Origin of the sequence: Bilophila sp. 4_1_30 (genome assembly GCF_000224655.1) — a bacterium.
GTDB lineage: Bacteria > Desulfobacterota > Desulfovibrionia > Desulfovibrionales > Desulfovibrionaceae > Bilophila > Bilophila wadsworthia.
In genome coordinates this window covers 170,970-191,453 of the sequence record NZ_JH114233.1, presented here as the reverse complement: position 1 = coordinate 191,453, position 20,484 = coordinate 170,970, and the positions used below count along the sequence as shown (strand labels likewise).

Here is a 20,484-nt window from a genome sequence, read left to right as displayed (position 1 = left end):
CGAAGGCCAGCATCAGACCGGAACCCTTTCCGGCAAGATCTTCGCTTCCGATGCCGACAAGGAAAACGGGGCGGGTTCCACGGATCACGATGTCAACAAGCTCAACTTCCACGTCGAGCACGCCGGATCGAGCCTGACCGACGGTGGCGCCTCCACCACTGTGACCGGAACCGGAAACCCCGGCACCGGGGACGTCGTCTATACCTACACCTCCGCCTACGGCACCCTGACCTTCCACGCGGACGGCTCCTACGAGTACACGCTCAACAACAAGAACCCCGGCGAAGCAGGTGCGGACGGCAATGCCGTCAACAACCTCGCCCTCGGCCAGACCGTGACCGAAACCTTCACCGTCTACGTCACCGACGCCCAGACCGGCCGGAGCGAGCCCCAGACCATCACCGTCACCATCAACGGCACCAACGACGTCCCCACGCTTGATCTGTCCAACGACAATCTCAACGATCTGCTCGGCGGCGACGGCAACCTCCATGTGGTCGAGGACGGCGTGGGCCGTGAAGACGCCAATACCCCCACCACTGATCCCGGCAAGGAAAACACCTCCTTCACGGGCCATACCACCGACACCGGAACCGCCAGCGGCAATGACGTCGACGCTGGGCATATCCTGTATTTCGGCGCTGCCGCGGGCGAGAACACCAAGACGTTCGATCCTTCCGTATTCAACACGGCCGACTCCACCGCCACGGGTGGCGCGGCCTCTTCCGTGGTTGCGGGCGGCCAGTACGGCAGCCTGACGATCAACTCCAATGGCTCCTACACCTACGCCATGAAGGGCGAAGGCGAAAACGTCAGCTTCGAGCTCGACGGCAAGACCTACACCTCCCTTGATCAGCTCGCCGAAGGCGACACCATTTACGAAACCTTCACCATCTACGTGCGCGACGAGCACAATGCATGGACGGCGAAGACCGTCACCGTGGCCATCCACGGCACCAACGACATCCCCACCCTCGACATCACGGGCAGCGACTGGAACATCACCCAGGGCGGCGATCTGTCCATCGACGGCACCTTCACGGTCACGACAACGACCGCGACGCCGGGACGGATCAGACCTTCCATATCGCTGGAGGCAAGACCACGGACGCCGACGGCAACGTTCATGACACCTCCGGCACGGGCACTGACGGCGCACACGGGACCGACGGCAACACGAACGCCACGTTCACCACGGACTACGGCACGCTGACCCTCGATCCCGCCACAGGACAGTGGACCTATGAAGCCAACCCCGACGCGATCAAGGGACTCGGCAAGGACGAAACCAAGATCGAAGCCTTCGAAGTGACCGTCACCGACGAGCACGGCGCGACCTCCACGAAGGAGATCACCGTTACCCTGCACGGCACCAACGATGTGCCGTGGATCAAGCAGACTTCCATCGAACTGAAGGAACAGGGGGTCTATGACAGGCCCGAAGATTGGATTAAGGACGATGCCAATACCTCTACGACTGAAAAGGTCGGCGGCACATGGATAGGCGCCGGCGAGCACAAGCTCTCCATTGAAGGCGATCTGTCCCTGAATGCGGGTGACCTGGACGTTCACGACAAGCTCACCTATGGCATCAACGGGCTGACCACAGGCAGCGGCTCCGCCGACAGCCTGAATGTGGCGATCAAGGGCAGTGCCCCCGACGCTCCCGATACCGTGGAAGTCAGGGTCGTCTCCTCCACGTTTGATCCGAGCAATCCGCATATCCAGATCATTGAGACCAACTACGGCACGCTCACCCTCGACACGCAGACCGGCAAGTTTACCTTCGACATCAGCGGGTCCGACGCCGACAAGCTGGCGCAGGGCGAAGAGCTGAACTTCAACTTCCGCACCACCGTCGACGACGGGAACGGCGGAACAGCCGAACACATGCTGGCCGTGAAGATCAAGGGCACCAACGATCGGCCCACGCTCGATCTGGTTGAGCCCACCCACGGCGACAACGTCACGGTCGTGACCGACGATAAGACCGGCGAAGTCAAGTTCGACATCACCGAAAAGGCCGACGTCGCCAACGACACCACCGTTTCCGGGACGCTCAAGTCCAGCGACGAAGATCGCGGCGCCAACCTGCGCTACGGCGTGGCGCTCGGCAAGCAGGACGTGGAGTCCGAAGCGGGCCGGAACCTCGCCTTCGGTTCCGGTTCCGACGGCAAGCCCGGCATGGGCGAACCGCTCCACCAAGTCGGCGGCAAGATCGTGATTGAAGGCAGGTACGGCACGCTGACCATCGATCCGGAGAGCAATACCTACACCTACAAGACCAACGAAAACGCCGACCGTCTCGGCCTCGACGCCGACGGCAACCCGCAGGCCGGAACCGACGAGTTCACCATCTACGTGCGTGACGAGCACGGCGCGTGGACGGCGAAGCCCCTTTCCATCACGGTCACCGGTTCCAACGACACGCCGACGATTACGGCTGACGACGCCGAGCACTGGGTCAAGGAAGCGGGCGTCGTGGACACCTCGACGGATCACGGCACCACCACCGACACGGCGAAGACCCCGGATCCCTCCGACGATTCCCGCGAGCTGACCGACGCGGATACCAGCCTCTCCCGGAATGAAATTTCCGGTCAGGTCCACGTCAAGGATACCGACACCACCGACACCCTGACCCTCAACATCGGGGCGAAGGAAGGTTCCGGTACGATCCTCATCGGCGATCCCAAGACGGACGCCAACGGCAACATTACGCTGGAAACGGAGTTCGGTTCCATCATCCTGCACAAGGACGGGACCTATACCTACACGATCGACGAAGACAGGACGCAGTCCCTCTCGCAGGGCCAGACAGAGAAGGAAATCTTCACCATCACCGTGAGTGACGGGCACGGCGGCACGGCCTCCGTGGACATCACGATCAACATCGTGGGCACCAATGACCGGCCTACCCTGACTCTGACCAACCCCGCCGACATGACGGTCAGTGATCCCGGCTACGACAAGGACCATAATGAAGTCGCTGAAGACCTCACCGTCACCGGTACCTTCAAGGGTGCTGACCCCGACTCCAACCCCACGCTCGAATTCGGCGTGAGCACCAGCGCAGGCAACCGGGACACCGCGTTCGGCGCGGACGGTAACACCCCCGGCATGGGCGGCGGACATCATTCGGCCACGGGCACGTACGGCTCCCTGACTATTGATCCGAGCACCGGCGAGTACACCTACACGCTGGACACCACCAAGGGCGGCGCTGCGGACAAGCTGGGCCTCAAGCCCGACGGCAAGCCGGAACAGGGTTACGATACCTTCACCATCTACGTGCGCGACGAGCACGGCGCATGGTCTGAACAGACCATCACCATCACCGTCAACGGCTCCAACGATGCGCCCGTCATCGCCAAGACCGAGAATACGCTCACGGTGACGGAATTCGGTTTCAAGGCGGACAACACCGCCGTCGACACCACCCATGACGTGAGCAAGGGTTCGGTGGGCGCCACCGACGTGGACACCAGCGATCAGGGCAAGCTGACGTATTACTTCTCCGACAAGGCTCACAACCCCGTTACGTTCGGGAAGGGCGACGTGCTCGGTCATCTGACGCTCGCCGACGGTACGAAGACCGAGATCACCGTTACCTCCGTCAAGCCGGACGGAACCATCGTAACCGACTACGGCACGTTCCATCTGGACACCAAGACCGGCGAGTACACGTTCACGAAGACCGAATCCACCGGCAACGCCACCGATCAGCTCCAGCTCGGCGACAAGGTGGAACTCGGCTTCTCCATCAGCGTGAAGGATTCCCACGGCGAAACGGCTTCGAGCACGCATGACGTCACCGTCGTGATCAACGGCTCCAACGACCGGCCTTCCGCCACGATGCAGGGCATCACCGTCAAGGAGGCCGGCGTCCATGACGGCAACACCGCGACCACGGCCGATACGGACGGCGCCCTCGGCGCCGGCGAGCATCGGATCACATCAGGTACGCTGAATATAACGGACCTCAAGGACGTGGACGACGACATCAGCAAGGGGTTCGGAACCGGAGAGGATCAGTTCAAGATCAGCTTGCGGGGCTCGGGCAATTGCGGCACGCCGATCCACAATGCCGACGGCACGTGGACCATGACTCACCTGCTGAGCAATGGCGGAGACTTCAACAACGTCATAGGCACTCTCTTCAACTCCAACTTCCCGAAGGACGCCTTCGACAAGCTCGAAGCGCAGCTTCGAGCCGAAGGGCTGCTGGGAGAGAATGAGGCTCTCACTTACGGCAAGGCGGCTTCCATTCTCCCTCAGGTGGCGCTCGGCACCCTGACCGTCAACCCGGACGGTTCATACTCCTTTACCCTGCCCCCGGACGGCTCGGCGGGCAGCATGATCGTGAACATGTTCGGCGCGGACTACTCCTCCAGCCGGACCATCAACTTCTCCGTCACCGACCCGCACGGCGGCGTTTTCAACGGTTCATTCGGCGTCACCATCAAGGGCACCAACGACCGGCCCGAACTGGAACTGCTCGGCGGCGATGATCACCGCCTCGTTATCTCCACGGGTACGACGCCCGACGGAAACGCGACGACCCACGCCACAATCACCATGACCGAAGACGACAAGTCCTTCTCGGCCAATGCCAAGGGAACGGATGTGGACTTCGGTTCCAGGCTGACCTACGGCATCGCCGGAGGCCATATCGGCGATGCGGACAGTGCCGACATCAATGACCTGAAGGCGGCCTTTGACGGCGACAAGGGCATGGGCAACGCGCATACCCGGATCGAAACCGAGCACGGCGTGTTCACCATCGACTCGGCCACCGGCAAGTATACGTACACGCCGAACGAAAATCTGGTCTACGGCGAGAAGTACACGGATGAATTCACCATCTTCGTGCGCGACGAAAAGGGCGCGTGGTCACAGCAGCACGTCACCATCAACGTGACGGGCGGCGCTGACGCCCCGATCCTCGTGGGCAAGCTCCCCAACGCGATCATGGCCGAAATCACAGAGGCGGGCGTCGTGCCCAACACCAATACGGATGTGGACGGCTCCATCCACGTCAACGGCCAGCTCGTGGACGGCCACTTCAACAGCGGCGGGCACGCGCTTGGCTCCTTCGAGGTCAAGCAGGTCGACACAGGAGAGGGCGCGGGGCATCTGATCGCCGGGTTCGTCGTGGGCGGCAAGTTCTACGCGGGCGACCTGCACACCGACTACGGGACCCTGCACGCCGAAGTCGTCACCGAGAACGGCGTGTCCAAGGTCGTCTATTCCTTCATCCTGCCGGAACCGGGCACGCAGGAAGCCGCGAACCTCGATGCCCTCGACGCGGGCCAGCGTGAAAAGCTGTTCGATAACCTCAAGGTCGGCGTCTACGATTCCGCCCACGAATCCCTCGTGAACGGCGGTGCCAACCCGGACGGCTCGTTCAACATCAATGCCGGCAACTCGAACCTCATCCCCACGCAGGACGTGGACGTCTACGTGAAGGGCACCAATGACCGGCCCGTCTTCACCGACGAAAACGGGAACGTCATCGCCGAAGTCGTCACCGACGCGAACGGGAAGACCTTCACGAAGATCACTTCCGACCAGACCAGTGAAGGCGTGTTGCAGGAAGACGGCAACCACACCCTTTCGGGCAACCTGAGCGCCCACGACCCCGACAAGAGCCACGGCGACGCGGCGGGCAACCTCAGCTACAGCATCGAGAGCGGCGGCAAGCTGGTGCAGATCATCGAAGGCAAGTACGGCATCCTCAAGCTCAATCAGGATGGCAGCTACACCTATGAGATCACCAAGCCCGAGCTGCTGAAGGCCCTGAATGAAGGCCAGAAGCTCAGCGAATCCGCTCTTGCGCAAGAAGAATTCGTCGTCCGCGTCACCGACCCGCTCGGGGCCCACAGCTCCGGCAAGCTGGTCATCGACGTTACCGGAACGGCGGACATGCCGACCATCAGCTTCGACAACACGGTGATATCTGAGGATAACGGAGCGATCGTAACGCCTTCGGAAGGCGATCACAGCCATGATCCCTCCATCACCGGACAGTTGACGCTGGGCGGCAGGGTCGATGCCGAGGATATCGGCGGCAGCCTGACGTGGACGAACAAGGGGCAAATCGGCTTCGCAGATGGCGCGGACGGCAAGCCGCTCGGCACGCTGAACATCGATCCGGAAACGGGCAAGTATACCTATACGCTGACCGAAAACGGCTCGAAGCTCGTCCAGTCCATGAACGATGGCGACGTCAAGACCGAAACCTTCAAGGTGCAGGTGGAGATCGAAGGCGGCAAGATCGTCGAGAAGGACATCACCATCACCATCAGGGGCACCAACGACGCCCCGACCTTTACGGATACGGTTACCGGCCTTGAGGGCGACGTGAAGCAGGACGCCTTCGTCGATCCCGACGGAAGCGACGGCGGCGTCCCCGGCGTGGTCTTCACGGGGACCCTCTCCGGCGCGACCGACGTGGACGATCCGGACGGCCAGCTCCGTTTCATGCTGGTCGGCAAGGACGGGAAGCCCGTCACGGAACTCAAGACCGAATACGGCACCATCGTCCTCACCTACGAGACGGCGACGGACGGTTCGATCATCACGCATTACAAGTACACGCTGGACAACGAGAGCACGAAGCTCGACGAAGCCCTGAAAGACCTCCCCGACGGCGGGTTCCTGAAAGACCAAGTGAAGGTCGTGGTGGTCGACCCCCACGGCAAGATTTCCGAGGAGCAGAAGGATCTCACCATCAACATCCATAAGCCCGACAACGAGGGTGGATGGGACGGGGGAGCGGGCCTCATCATCGACGCCGACAAGAGCGATCTCAACGGCGCGGTGGTCGAGGACGGCAGGGATCTGCCGCAAACGCCTGACGTCACGGAAGGCCTGGTCTTCGAAGGCCAGCTCCATGCCAAGTGGGACGGCGAAGGCCACACCGGAACGCCTCCCGACCGCGTCTTCGGCATCGAAGAAAAGGATGAGTTTGGGCACGGAACCGGAAAGCAGATCCAGAGCAGCGCCGCCGACGGTTTCATAACCGCGGAAGGCAAGTACGGCTACCTCGTCGTCGATCCCGTTACCGGGAAGTACACCTATACCCTGTACAACGGCGAAAACGGCAAGCCGGGCAAGGTGCAAGACCTCGCCGAAGGACAGACGGAGAAGGAAGACTTCGACGTCATGCTCAACGGCAAGGAGACGGGTTCCAAGATCACCATCACCATCCACGGCACCAACGACGCACCGGTCATCGACAGCTACCAAAATATGACCATTCAGGAAGGCGCCGATGGGCTGGGCAATCTGACGACCTCAGAAACCCTGAAGGCGCATGACATCGACAGTCTCAAGGGCAAGGACGGCTCGTTTGGATCGGGAACTGAAACCGAGACGCTCAAGTACTACTTCCGCGACGCGGACGGCAACGAAACCAGCACGCTGCAGACCAAGTACGGCACTGTCACGCTGACCTTCGATAAGGACGGCAACTGCACCTACACCTATACGACCGGCAAGGGAACGACCGCGCTGCCCGACCATCTGCCGAAGGGCGAGTCGCTTCCCGATTCGTTCATCATCTATGTGCGTGATGAACACGGCGAGGAGGTCGAGCAGGAAATTACCGTCACCATCAACGGCACCAACCACGGCCCCGAAGTGGTTCCGGGCGAGCACGTCCTGAACGTTGTGGAGGACGTGACCGTCTCGCAGGAAGGCAACCTGAACGATATCATCAAGGATGACGAAGGGCTGAACAACCTGCACTTTTCCATCAACGGCAAGGGAACGGTCGTGGAAGGCGAGTACGGTACGCTGCACATCGATCCGGCTACCGGAAAGTATATCTATACCCTGAACAATGCCGACCCGGAAGTGCAAGGCCTCGACGCCAAGAGCAGCATTAAGGAGACTTTCACGATCACTGTGACGGATAAGCACGGGGAAACGACGACCGTTGATGTTACGGTCAACGTCAAGGGCACCAACGACGCACCCGAGCTCACCCTCGGCAAGGTCCTCTCCGTGCGCGAAGGCGACGCTGACGCCGTTGGTGACACCGCCGTGGGCTTCGACAAGGATATTGCGGATCAGGGGCACCTGACCTACTCCTTCGGTAAGGATGCCGACGGCAAGCCCATTACTGAAATAACCAACGAATACGGTACGTTCACCATCGATCCCAATACAGGTGCATACACGTTCACGCTCGACAACACGTCCGAAACCGTGCTCAAGATGGCGGCGGGCCGTTTGTACGAGACTTCCATCAAGGTGACCGTCACTGACACGTCAGGACTGTCAGATACAAAGGAACTCGTCGTCAATATCGAAGGCACCAACACCGCCCCCGTCATCACGAGCGGCGAGCACGGCGTCATCATCGCCAACCCGGCTCCGCTGCTTGAAGACGGCGGCGTCTCCAAGGTGACCGGACAGGTGACGGCCCGCGAATACGACGAAGGCGACCACGTCGTTGCCTTCAAGTTCGTGAACGACAAGGGCGAGCTTGTCGACTCGCTCACCGGCAAGTACGGCACCATCAGTATCGATAAGGACGGCAACTACACCTACACGTTCAACAACGGGCAGGCGCAGCATCTTGGCGCTGGCGAAATGGCCGCCGAGCACTTCAACGTCGTCGCCGTCGACACCTACGGAGCGCAGACCACGACGCCTTCCGACCTGCAGATCCAGATTCAGGGCACCAACGACGCCCCTGTGATCACCAGCCCTACCCCTGTGCTCAACCTGACGGAACTGGCCAGCGGGCAGGCCGAAATAACCGGTACCATCACGTTCAACGATGCGGACAAGAAGGCCGACGGAACCTTCTATGACACGCATACCTTCTCGGTCAGGCCCGCCGGAGCCGCCGAGACGGAAAACGGTGCATCAGCCGAAGGCAAGTACGGTACGCTGACCATCGATGAACACGGCAACTACAAGTACACCCTGACCAGCGACGCGCTCGGAGAGGGAGACAAGTACGCAGAAACGTTCACGGTCACCGTGGACGACGGCAACGGCGGGAAGGCCACCCAGACCATCACCGTCAATCTCACCGGCACCAACGACGCCCCGGTGATTACGGAGTCGCACACCGACAACGGCACCACGGGGTCCTTCATCTTCACCGATGCCGATGTAAAGGCCGATGGTTCCTTCTACGATACGCATTCCTTCGCCATCAGCGTCGACGGCAAGGCACACGGCGTAACGCTGGATTCCACCGGCACGCACGGCACCGTCACCATCGACGGCCTGGGTACGTTCGAGCTGACGCAAGGCGACGGCGGCAACTGGCACTACGCCTTCACCGCCAGCCCAGAGGCCATAGCCGGGGCCGCTCTGGGAAGCCTCGTGACGCATGACTTCCAGATCATCGTCAATGACGGCCACGCCACGGCGATGACCCCGGCAGGCGAAGATTCCCTGTCTGTGAGCTTCATGGGCACGGGTACTCCCCCTGCGGACATGGATCTGGGCAACCTGACGCCGGGCATGGCCCACAGCGATCATCTGCCCGGAATGGATGCGGACGGGCACCAGCTCGCCTACGCCTTCGACAAGGCCGTGGACGGCAACATCCAGGGAGAATTCGGGAGCCTGCATTTCGATGCGGAAACCGGACAGTACACCTACGCTCTGGACACCTCGGAGGACGGCCTCCACAAGCTGGCGCAGGCACAAGCCGACGGTTCCGACCTGAAGGAATCCTTCGGATATACCGTAAGCGGCCATGAGGGGCATTCCAACGGCTCGCTGGAAATCAACCTGACGGATCTGCACACGCAGCTCGGCCACGCCGGAGCCGATACGCTCGGCGACCAGACAGCGGCGCATTCACAGGTGATCTTCGGCGAAGGCGGCGACGACGTCATCCACGGCGGCGCGGGCAACGATTGGCTATTCGGCGGCGAAGGGGACGATCAGATCTTCGGCGGCACGGGCGACGACATCCTGTACGGCGGCGCGGGCAACGATTACCTCGACGGCGGGACGGGCCACAACTCGCTCTACGGCGGAGCCGGAAACGATATCCTCGTCTACAACCAGGGCATGGCCCATGCCAGCGGCGGTGAAGGCATCGACTTCCTCGTCGGAGCCGACAGGGACACGCTGGACAGCCTGTTCGCCAACCAGGACAACAATCCCATCCAGAGCGATATCGAAGTGCTCATCACGTCCAAGCCGGACAGCCTGAGCCTTACGAATCTGGATGATCTGAAGAGCATCGGCATCTCCATAGAGGGCGATAAGCTCCACCTCTCCGGGGATTGGACACCGACGGCTACCGGAGGAGAGGAACACGGAATCAGCCTCGGCAATTACGCCGAGTTCACCCATCACAGCGACCACGGAGACATTACGATCCTCGTGCAGTCCGGTACGCCGGCCACTGACGACCTGGCGCAGCAGATCGTCCAGAACACGCTGAACCACGGACAAGGCTGATCCTGAAACGCAGCCGGAAGCCTTCCAGCTGCACCAAACACCTTATCCATCAATCCTGAAACAAAGGGTCCCGTCCCGGCGCTTTTGCCGGGACGGGACCCTTTTCTCAAACATCGCCGACCCGCTTTACCCAACCTTCACAGCAACAAAAAGCGGGGAAATCGCATCCCGCCCTATCGGCAACAATCCGTTTGGGGAAGCCGCGAGAGTCTGGCCAGCCCACTCCCTCTATGCACACGGGGCAATCGCCACTTGGCGCTCTCCCCCTTCCCTGCCCACGGAGGATGGGCATATCCACGGCCCCGAGTGAAGCCGCAGCCCACGCTCTTCGCCTAGACTTCTTTAAAAAAAGCCATTGATCCCAATCGAATCAATGGATTGCCTGTCTGCGTCGGGGCAGAAAAAAGGGCATAGGCGGGGTGACGGGACGCGACGGCGTTGTGCGCCGGGGACGCGGAGCTTCAAATGATCCGGTGACGACCACGGTCCGCTCCTCTTCTTCGAGTTCCTGCTGGCAAGCCACGCAGTACCGTACCGAAGGCGACGCCAAGAGCCGCAGGAGCGGTATGGGCTCCCCACACGCCTCACAGACACCGTAATCCATGACCTCGATACGCCGCAGGGCGTTCTCCAGATCCCGGATACGCTCGACGCGCCGGGCGGTCAGCCGCTCATCCACCGCACGCTCGCTCAGACGCGAGGCCAATTCGTTTTCATCGGGACATTTGAGAGAAATCTCCGGAGACATCCGGGGCGACCGCAACGCCGAAAGTTCCCGTTCCATCATCCATCGCAATGCAGCCAATTGAGAGGTGTTCATACCGTTCCTCACTTGCGGGGGTTGTTCCGTGGATTCGGATGTATCCCCCACAACGCGACGGCTTCATGACGCCCCTATGGCTTTTTTGTGCAACACATGAAAACTTTTGGAACGGATGGCGGAATGTTCCTGTCCTGCGCTCTGCGCATAGGCATCGCGCAAAACGGCCACAAGGCCCTCAACCGTCCGAAGAAGTCAGCATTTCCCGCAGATCCGCAACGCTTGCCGCCAGCCGCGTGGCACCGGCCTCCACGAGTTCCTCCCGTGATCCGTAGCCGTACAGCACACCTATGTCCGCAAGCCCGGCCTCACGCGCACCCGTGATGTCATACTTTCGATCGCCCACCATGACCGCACTCGACGGGGTTATGCCCCGCTCCCGCATGGCATAGCGGATCACGTCGATTTTAGAGGAACGTTTCCCCTCCATATCCGCGCCGTATACACCCTCCAGCGACCCCGCAAACCCGAAATGCTCCGCGATGCGCTTGGCGAATACCTCCGGTTTCGAGGTCGCCACGATGAGCTGCCCGCCCGCAGCGCGCAAGACTTCAAGCATTTCAGGCACCCCCGGATACGGAGCGTTCTCGAAAATCCCCTTATCGCGGAAATACACGCGGTAGGTGTCCACGGCGCGTTTCGCATCCGCGTCGCTCATTCCCATCGTGCCCCGGAACGAGTCGTACAGCGGCGGCCCGATGAACGACCGCAGCGTCGCCGGTTCCGCTTCCATCCCGAAACTCCGCAGCGCATACCGCACCGAATTGACGATCCCCGGCTCCGAGTCCGTCAGCGTCCCGTCCAGATCAAAGAGTATTGTTTTGTATTGCATGGCTCGCTTGTACGTCCCCCCAGGCCTTTGCGCAACCTTGGTCAGGGCAGGGATGATGCCTCCGGCGGCAAGGGCTGCCGCCCCTTGACCCTGCCCGGGGGGCAAGCGCCCCCCGGACCCCGGCAAGTGTGATCCGTTTCCTTCCGCACTTCGTTTGGAAGGAAACAGATCACCTCTGCCTGCATCAGGTGGTTACCTGCAAAAATGTTCTTTATTTTCAATAAATACTATGAAATACAAAAACATAATTATCGTTCCGAGCAATCCGCGCCGTATCAGAAGCTTCTCTCCCCAAAATGCAGCCCATTCCCCCGCTTGAGATGAGGGATTCGATAAGGTCGAAAGTCTTGGGAAGAGGAGGGGTGGGTTTGGGAGGGGGAGGAGAAACCTTTCTGTAGAAAGGTTTCTCCTCCCTCCAATTTCCTCTACCCGCCCTGCCCTCTTCTCCTACAGCTTCAAACGCTTCGCCACACACTCCGGCAGGGCGCGGTACAACGCGAGAAGGGGCCGCCACCAGCCGGGAGTATAAAGCACGTCCCGGCCTGTGCGGACGGCACGGAGAATGTCACGGGCGACGCGCTCGGGCGAAGCTACGATGCAGGAGGGAAGACACCGCCCGGCAATCATTCCGGTGGCGACGTACCCCGGTTTGACCGTCAGGACGCGAACCCCGGAATTCCAAAGCCGCGCCCGCAGGCCGGAAAGAAACGCCGTGAAGCCCGCCTTGGCCGAACCGTAGGCGTAGTTCGAAGCCCGCCCGCGATCCCCCGCCACCGAGCTCAACCCGATGATCAGGCCGGACCCGCGTGCTTCGAAAGCCTCCGCAGCCTGCAGAAGCACGGGAACCAACCCAGTGAAATTGCACTCCATTACCCGGAGTGCCGCCTTGGGGTCCCGGCACGCGCAATCCTGATCCCCGAGCAACCCCACCGCGCACAACACCGCATCCGGGCAGGACGGCAAAAGCCCCCACAAAGCGGAACGCGAAGACGGATCAAGCGCGTCGAACGGAAAGACCGACGCTCCACCGCAGTCATCCGCAACTTCCTGAAGACGCTGGATATCCCTTCCTGCAAGCTGCAATGTCCAACCGGAACCCGCAAACGCCCGGGCTGTAGCACGGGCTATGCCAGAGGTCGCCCCCAACACGAGTATCGTCGGCATATGGCCTCACATATCAATGATTACAGTATATTAAAAAACATACGGCTTAAATGGAGGATTGATAACTTCTCATTGTCAATCCAATCTGATTTATCCGTTTGTATCTGAACAGCAGGGAGTGGTAAACGTACATTCAACGAACAACAACTCTTCTTTGGAGGTTCATCATGGATATGCAGTCCAAGCTCATTCTCCTCACGGTCGCCTTCCTTCTCGTCGGTCTGGTTCGTGGTTATTGTGCCATGAAGGAAATGTAAAAACTTTCACAAACAAATAGTACGGAGAACAGACATGCTTGCCCAGTCCTCCTTGCTTATTTTCAACGTCGCATTGATTCTTACTTGCAGTCTCCTTCACGCCATAAAAGAAATGTAAAAGAAAATATCAACCAGACAGAAGGAACGCCGCTATGTTCGCACAGTCAGCCATCGTCATGCTCACCGTCGCTGTATTGCTTTCATGCAGCCTCTACAAAACCATGCGCGATATGTAAGGCAAGACAACAATACACCGCAATCCGCCCAGGAGGCCCATTATGATCGCTCAGTCCGCCCTTGTTCTTCTCGTCACGGCCGTCATTCTTGCCTGTTCCGTCATTCGCTCCGTGCGGGACAACTAACCGTTAAAGGAATCGCCCATGTTCAACCAGTCTCTTTTCGTCCTCCTTGTTACAACCCTCTTCTTCGCGTGTAACGTCGCCCGTGCCATCCAGACCAACTAACACCCGGAGTTATCATGAACATGCAGTCCCTCTTTACCCTGCTCCCCTTCATCGTTCTGGTCATAGGCATCACCCGCGTCTACTGCACCATTAAGGAGATCTAATGTATCGAACGACAAAAACGCTACTGCGGCACTAGAAGGCTGTCCGAAAGGACGGCCTTTTTTTATGCCGTTTCGTGTGGCGGGGACTCAGGAATTCTTTTCCCATTTTGTGATGTATATCACAGATAAACCAATGCTCTCGATGAGATACTGAACAGTTTCGTTTATTGAACCGATACGATTTATCCGTTTGTTTTCCGGATTGGGATGATGCTAGACAGACAATACAAAGTCCGCACTTCATCCATAAACCGCGAGGAGTTCCCCCATGCAGTCGGAAAAAGCCATTGGAAACGGATACCATCTGCAGCTCATGAACGGCGTCCTGTTTGTCATCTTGTTCGCCAGCGCCGCCTATCAGCTTTCGCAGTGGCATTACATTTCTCTTTTGGGCATCAGTCCGCTCATCGTGGGCATCGTGCTCGGCATGATTTACGGCAATACGCTCCGGCTGCATCTTCCGGTCTACTGGTTGCCCGGCATCTTGTTCTCTTCCAAAGTATTGCTGCGCGTCGCCATTGTCCTCTACGGTTTCCGCCTCACCTTTCAGGATCTCCTGCTCGTCGGTTTCAACGGGCTGGCGATCAGTTCCATCATGCTGACAAGCACGTTTATCGGCGGAACCTGGCTCGGGATCAAGGTCTTCGGCCTGCCCCGCCGCCTTGCCCTGCTCACCGCCGCCGGGAGCTCCGTTTGCGGGGCCGCCGCCGTACTCGCCACCGAACCCGTGGTTAAGGGCGAATCCTACGAAAGCAGCATCGCCGTGGGCACGGTCGTGGTTTTCGGCACCATCGCCATGTTCGTCTATCCCTTCCTGTACAGCCACGGTTTCCTCGACATGAGCGAAAAGGCTTATGGCATGTTCGTTGGCGGAACCCTGCATGAGGTCGCGCACGCCGTAGCCGCCGGACAGGCCATTTCCATTGATGCGGGCAACACCGCCGTCATCGTCAAGATGCTCCGCGTGATCATGATCGCTCCCCTGCTCATCTGCCTCGGCTTCTGGCTGAACCGCTTCCCCGAAAAGGCGGAAGAGGAAAGCCGCGTGCCCTCCTACGGCTCCTACAATTTCAGCAGTTTCCCGTGGTTCGCCGTCCTGTTCATCGCGTGCATCGGCATCAACTCGCTCGGCATCATCCCCAAGCAGGCCGTCAGCGTCATCAATTCGCTGGATATCTTCATGCTCACCATGGCCATGTGCGCCCTCGGCATGGAAACCAGCCTCGAAAAGGTCCGCATGGTCGGCCCCAAGCCTTTCCTCCTCGCGGGCGTGCTCGCCCTGTGGCTCATCGGCGGCGGCTATTTTGTGACCCGGTTCATCCTCTCCCTCAACTTCTAGCGCAACGGCAAAGTCTGCTTTGGGGGAGCGTTCATTGGAACGTTTTCCCATCCCCTTTTCAGAACCTTTGCGGCCCCCTCTTCCCGAAGAGTTTTCCATAAAAGACAGGAATGCCCCTCCTGTCTTTTTTCTTTGCCGCGCGGAGCCTGAATTTCCGTACCGGGACGGGACCGAATCAAACGAAGGGGGGGCGCCGGCAGCGTTCACAAAAGAACGTGCAACAAATGTTGTCCGGGCAACATGCGACGGCACACTCTCGCCGCTTGACGAAAAACAAATGTGATTTAATGATGTTGCATGAACATGTTCCTGAATGAAGCATGAGGGGGCATATACGGGGTTCTTTCAAGGAGAGGCCCAAACACTCCTCAACAGCGTAACCCTGCCGAAAAAGGCATGGGAAAAAAGAAACATCTTCCATATGTTGCGTTGCAATGCGGTTGCCGTCTCATAACGAATCCGTTACCACGGAAGAATGGCGTTGCGGTTTGCCGCAGACAACCGACAGCAGACAGGAGGGGTTCATGACGCTTCGGTATCTGGAAATTTTTTTGGCCTTGGCGAGGACGCCGAACATGCGGGACGCCGCGGCCAAACTGTTCATATCACAAGCGGCGGTCTCCAGCGCGCTCCGGGATTTCGAAGCTGAACTGGGGGTTTCGCTGTTCGATCGCATGGGCCGGGGCATCCGGCTCAATGACAAGGGGCGGCTGCTTGAAGAACGGCTGGCCCCGCTGTATAACCAGCTCAAGAATGTACTCGCGCTGGTGGCGAGTGACGAACTGGCGGGCAAGATCCGCATCGGCGCGTCCACTACGCTGTCCGATTTCGTGCTGCCGCAAGTCCTGTACAATTTCAAGATGCGGCACCATCAGGTCGAAATCGAATGTGAGTCGGGGAATACGGCGGATATCGTGCGCCATGTGGAACACGGCCTGCTTGACGTCGGGTTCGTGGAAGGGGACGTCCACAACCTCGCCGTGGAAATCACCCCCCTCGCCAAGGAATCCCTCGTGATCGTCACTGCGGACAAGGCATTGGCCGAGGCCGGGCCATATCCCATCGAAGCGCTGCTCGACCGCCATTGGCTGTTGCGCGAACCGGGATCGGGAACGCGGGAAACCTTTCTGCGCCAGCTCACCCCGCGCGGCCTGCGCCCACAGATCCTTCTCGAATTCGAGCACAACGACTCCATCAAGCAGGTTCTCCACAATCCGGGTATGCTCTCCTGCCTCTCCCCGCGCATCGTGCAGCGGGAAGTCCGCGCCGGTGAACTGTTCATCGTCGGCGTGAGCAACGCCCAGTTCGACCGCACCATCTATCGCGTCGAGCACAAGGCCCTCCCCTTTTCCAGCCTCAGGGAGGCGCTCTCCAAAGAAGTGGAATCCTGTCTTGAGGAAGAGGAACGCCTGTGCCATCTCGTCCTGAAAACCGGCGAGCCTCTTCCGGAACATGAAAAAGAAAGGGCGGCACCCCGAAAGGCGGCACAACACGCTCAAGCGTGAAGATTTTTCAGGCACCCCCTGTATGTTTTATTCAGTATATGAATGTGATATAAGAAATATTTTCCTGCTTTAATCGTAAATACCATGTGCCGCCGGATTCCCTCAGCTTTCTTTTCTGCTATACCGAAACTGCTTTTTTATTTTTTACCGATTAGCAACATAATGGGCTTCATCATCAGGATGAGGCCCATTTTTATGGTATTTCCTCTGCCTGGGGCGGAGCGCCAGAGCTGTATACGAATAGGCTAACGTTTTTTCCATTTTCAACTAAAATGGAGCAGACACCCGGATTGGGCACAGGAAAATCTGGACAAAAACAATGGACAGACGTTATCTTGACAGAAGATACGTTTCTAAAAATCACTTGTCGATAGGGGGATAGACCACAAAAAAGTTTTCGTGCCCTGAATGCTTTTTTTGAATTCCCCGAAAGGATACACATGTCGCTTACAACCCGGATGCTCGCTCCCATTGCCCTGATTATGAGCATCGCTTTGGCGTTCGTGGCCGGGAGCGCCTACGACAACGCCAAAAAAATTGTTTCATCCAACATCGTCACCATCGAAGCCACTGTGGTGGAAGCGGTCAGCCGTGAAATAGCGTTCATGCTCGAATCCACCCGCAACTACATGCGTCTTTCCGCACAGCGGCAGATCGTCAAGCAATACGCCGAATGGCTCCTCACTCAAAAAAAAACAGACCGCAGCGCACCGGAGCAAAAGATCTTCCTTGAGCAGATCAACCAAAGCGTCGCTATCTATAATTACGTGGACTCCCTTATTTTTCTCAACAAACAGGGGACGGTCGAGGCCTCCACGGAAAACATGGGCGAAGGGCAGAATCGCTCCGACAGGGAGTACTACCGTGAGGCCATGCTCGGCAAAAGTTCCGTGCAGGGACCGCTCATCACGCGTACCAAAGGGTATTACGCCTTTTTCCTCGGCGAACCCGTCTTTGTGAACGGCGAAGTCTCGGGGGTGCTCGTCGGGGCCATCAACATGGACTACATCGCTTCCCATACCATCGATCCGGTGACCATGCACGGGAAAGGGATCGTCTATGTCGTCGATCCCAATGGGCAAATCATCCTCCACCCCGACAGGCAGAAAATGATCGGCAATGCCATGATCGAACAGGCCATACTCGAAGCCATATCCGACGGTGGATCCGGATCCTTCGAAAACGAACGCGACGGCATGACCTATTACAGCACCTTCAATACGCTGCCCAACGGCTGGACCGTCATAGCCACCGTCTCCCGCGATTTCATGATGTCCGACGTCCAGCTCATGCGCGACCGCACGGCCGCCGTGGCTCTTGCCGCCGTGTGCATTGCGCTGTTCTTTATGTTCCTTGTCGTCTGCCGCGTGGTCGCGGCCATGCGCAAGGGAGTCCATTTTGCGGAAAGCGTGGCGGAGGGCAATCTCGACCAGACCTTCAATATCCGCAGGAGCGATGAACTCGGCGCACTGGCTTCGGCTCTCAATACGATGGTCGGGAAACTCAAGAACAGCTTCGAAATAGCTAACCGTCAGACCCGCGAGGCCGAAGAAGCCCGTGCACGGGCCACCAGCACCTACCGGGAACTGCAAGCGCTCATCGACAGCGTGGACGGCGGCGTGGCCCGTTTCGCACTCGACGACTCGTTCCGCGTCATCTGGGCGAACGCCGGATTTTATGCCCTTTCAGGCCGTACACGGGAAGGCTACGCCCGCGATGTTGGGAACCGCGGGATCAACGTCGTCCATCCTGAAGATGGGTTGACCATGCTCAAAACCTTCCGCGAACACGCCCAGAAAAATGATTCCCTCAAGGCGGAATACCGCATTCTGCGCAAGGACGGCGGGACGTCATGGATCTACCTGCGGGCCAAACGTGTTGGCGAGTGGGAGGGGTACCCTCTCTTTCAGGGTGTCTTTATAGATATCACCCAGCAAAAGAATATCATCCGCGCTCTTGAAATGGAACAGCAACGGTATAACGTCATCACCGAAATCACAGAAGAAATCCTCTTTGAACAGGATATCGCCACCGATACCCTTACCTTTTCGTCGAACTTTGAAAAACTGTTCAACCGCCCGCGCAGCATTGAACATTACCTGCGTGACAAGCACTTCCTGGAGGTTGTCCATCCTGACGATCTTCATCTGCTCCCCAATACGAAGAGCACCGAGCGCTCGGAGGACGACTTTATGCGGTTCGACGCTCGGTTGTTGACTGCGGAAAACATATACCAATGGTTTACAGTCTGTTTCAAAATCCTGCGCGATAACGCCGGCAAGCCCACCAAGTTCATCGGCAGGTTATCAAACATCAACGAAAAAAAGCTTGAAGAAGACCGCCTGCGCCGAGAAGCACAGACGGACATGCTCACCGGCCTTTACAATAAAATGACTTTTAAGCAGCTTGCCGAGGATATGCTCTCCGAGGGCACTCATGCCCTGATCATCGTGGACATCGACGACTTTAAAAATGTGAACGATACGTACGGCCACCTGTTCGGGGACGAGGTAATCCTCACCGTCGCCTCAGCGGTGCGTGACGGGTTCCGTTCCTCGGACATCACCGGACGCATCGGCGGAGACGAATTCGCTGTCTTTGCCCGCGACGCCCTGGACGAGAGTGTCATCCGAAATCGTTGCCGCCAGATCACTGCCCGTCTTGCCGAGATCGACTACCCCAATGGCTACCGCATTTCGGTCAGTATGGGTATCAGTTTCTATCCTCGGCACGGTAAAGACTACCCCACCCTCTTCTCCCACGCCGACGCAGCCCTTTATCATCTCAAAAAACACCGTGGTAAAGGCGGGTATGCCGTATACGGCGAATAACGGACAGGGCCGGAAAAAACACCAAGGCGAGGAAACATACGCTTCCTCGCCTTTTTTAGCTTCCCTGCGGAGAGATATCTCTGGAAACTCGACATCACAAAGAAGTGCTTTTCTAGACCGCATTAATGGAACCTCCGCCTCTGAACGTTTCGCCTCTCTTTACCCCAGTGGGTCTACTGTCCGTCTCCTAGGGGAATGACCTTCAATGTACGATGCGCAAGCCTCCTATTCCGGGGGGAGGCCTATACTATGCCCTGAAAGCAGTTCAACCTCCAATGCGTAGAAGGATGTACAGCAAAGGACGTTCATATTTTACTCTAAAGTAACATATTTTTTCCAAATACAAATATCCTCCCCAAACTAACAATCCGTTTCTCTGCTCTAGAAAAAATGGGCTGAACCAAAATGAGAAAATTCCATTTTTCTCTATTCGTCATAATGCCCACTTTCGGCAAAACGGTTTCTTCTATACGGTTAAATGCCCACCTTTTCTCGGTCAATCCCCCACCGAAATACGGCATAATGCCCACCGCTGATACCGCAAAACCCTTGAGCAGCAATAGCCAGAAGCCCCCTATAAGGAGTTCAGTATTCCAAAGGAGTTCAATAAGAGCATGTTTTCTCCCACAGTAAAAAGCCAAAAAGCCCTTAAAGAAAAAAACGCAGAGAGAGAGAGAGAGAGAGAGAGAGAGAGAGAGAGAGAGAGAGAGAGAGAGAGAGAGAGA

At 58.3% G+C, this 20,484-nt stretch carries 8 protein-coding genes and 1 pseudogene; 5 read left to right on the top strand and 4 right to left on the bottom strand.

Features of this window, described 5'->3' with window-relative positions:
* Positions 1–160: 160 nt before the first annotated feature.
* Together HMPREF0178_RS23050 and HMPREF0178_RS12925 are read left to right on the top strand one after the other, a co-directional pair.
* Positions 161–913, top strand: a pseudogene (locus HMPREF0178_RS23050) (VCBS domain-containing protein); the annotation flags it as partial.
* A 5-nt stretch (positions 914–918) separates the two neighbouring features.
* Entirely contained in the window at positions 919–10,443 is a 9,525-nt protein-coding gene (locus HMPREF0178_RS12925; protein WP_083832517.1) for a VCBS domain-containing protein, read from the top strand.
* 370 nt (positions 10,444–10,813) lie between these two features.
* On the opposite strand, the gene HMPREF0178_RS12920 is transcribed toward HMPREF0178_RS12925, so the two are convergent.
* From HMPREF0178_RS12920 to HMPREF0178_RS12910, 3 genes are all read right to left on the bottom strand, one after another.
* Positions 10,814–11,263, bottom strand: coding sequence for a TraR/DksA family transcriptional regulator (locus HMPREF0178_RS12920; RefSeq protein ID WP_009368491.1), 450 nt, complete (start codon positions 11,261–11,263; stop codon positions 10,814–10,816).
* Between the two features lie 178 nt (positions 11,264–11,441).
* Positions 11,442–12,095, bottom strand: coding sequence for an HAD family hydrolase (locus HMPREF0178_RS12915; protein WP_039959187.1), 654 nt, complete (start codon positions 12,093–12,095; stop codon positions 11,442–11,444).
* A 447-nt stretch (positions 12,096–12,542) separates the two neighbouring features.
* On the bottom strand, positions 12,543–13,259 hold the full coding sequence (locus HMPREF0178_RS12910; RefSeq protein ID WP_009368489.1) for an SDR family oxidoreductase: 717 nt from the start codon (positions 13,257–13,259) through the stop codon (positions 12,543–12,545).
* Between the two features lie 1,093 nt (positions 13,260–14,352).
* Here HMPREF0178_RS12910 and HMPREF0178_RS12905 point away from each other — a divergent pair.
* The 3 genes from HMPREF0178_RS12905 to HMPREF0178_RS12895 all read left to right on the top strand — a co-directional run bounded on the left by HMPREF0178_RS12905 (position 14,353) and on the right by HMPREF0178_RS12895 (position 19,759).
* Complete coding sequence (locus tag HMPREF0178_RS12905; RefSeq protein ID WP_009368486.1) at positions 14,353–15,423, top strand: YeiH family protein; 1,071 nt, start codon at positions 14,353–14,355, stop codon at positions 15,421–15,423.
* 524 nt (positions 15,424–15,947) lie between these two features.
* Positions 15,948–16,928 carry a LysR substrate-binding domain-containing protein gene (locus tag HMPREF0178_RS12900; protein ID WP_009368485.1) on the top strand — a complete coding sequence of 327 codons (981 nt, stop codon included), beginning with the start codon at positions 15,948–15,950 and terminating at the stop codon, positions 16,926–16,928.
* Positions 16,929–17,368: 440 nt separating this feature from the next.
* Entirely contained in the window at positions 17,369–19,759 is a 2,391-nt protein-coding gene (locus tag HMPREF0178_RS12895) for a diguanylate cyclase domain-containing protein (protein WP_009368484.1), read from the top strand.
* A 317-nt stretch (positions 19,760–20,076) separates the two neighbouring features.
* On the opposite strand, the gene HMPREF0178_RS22060 is transcribed toward HMPREF0178_RS12895, so the two are convergent.
* The coding region (locus HMPREF0178_RS22060) for a hypothetical protein (protein ID WP_039959056.1) at positions 20,077–20,484 on the bottom strand (408 nt) is incomplete at its 5' end.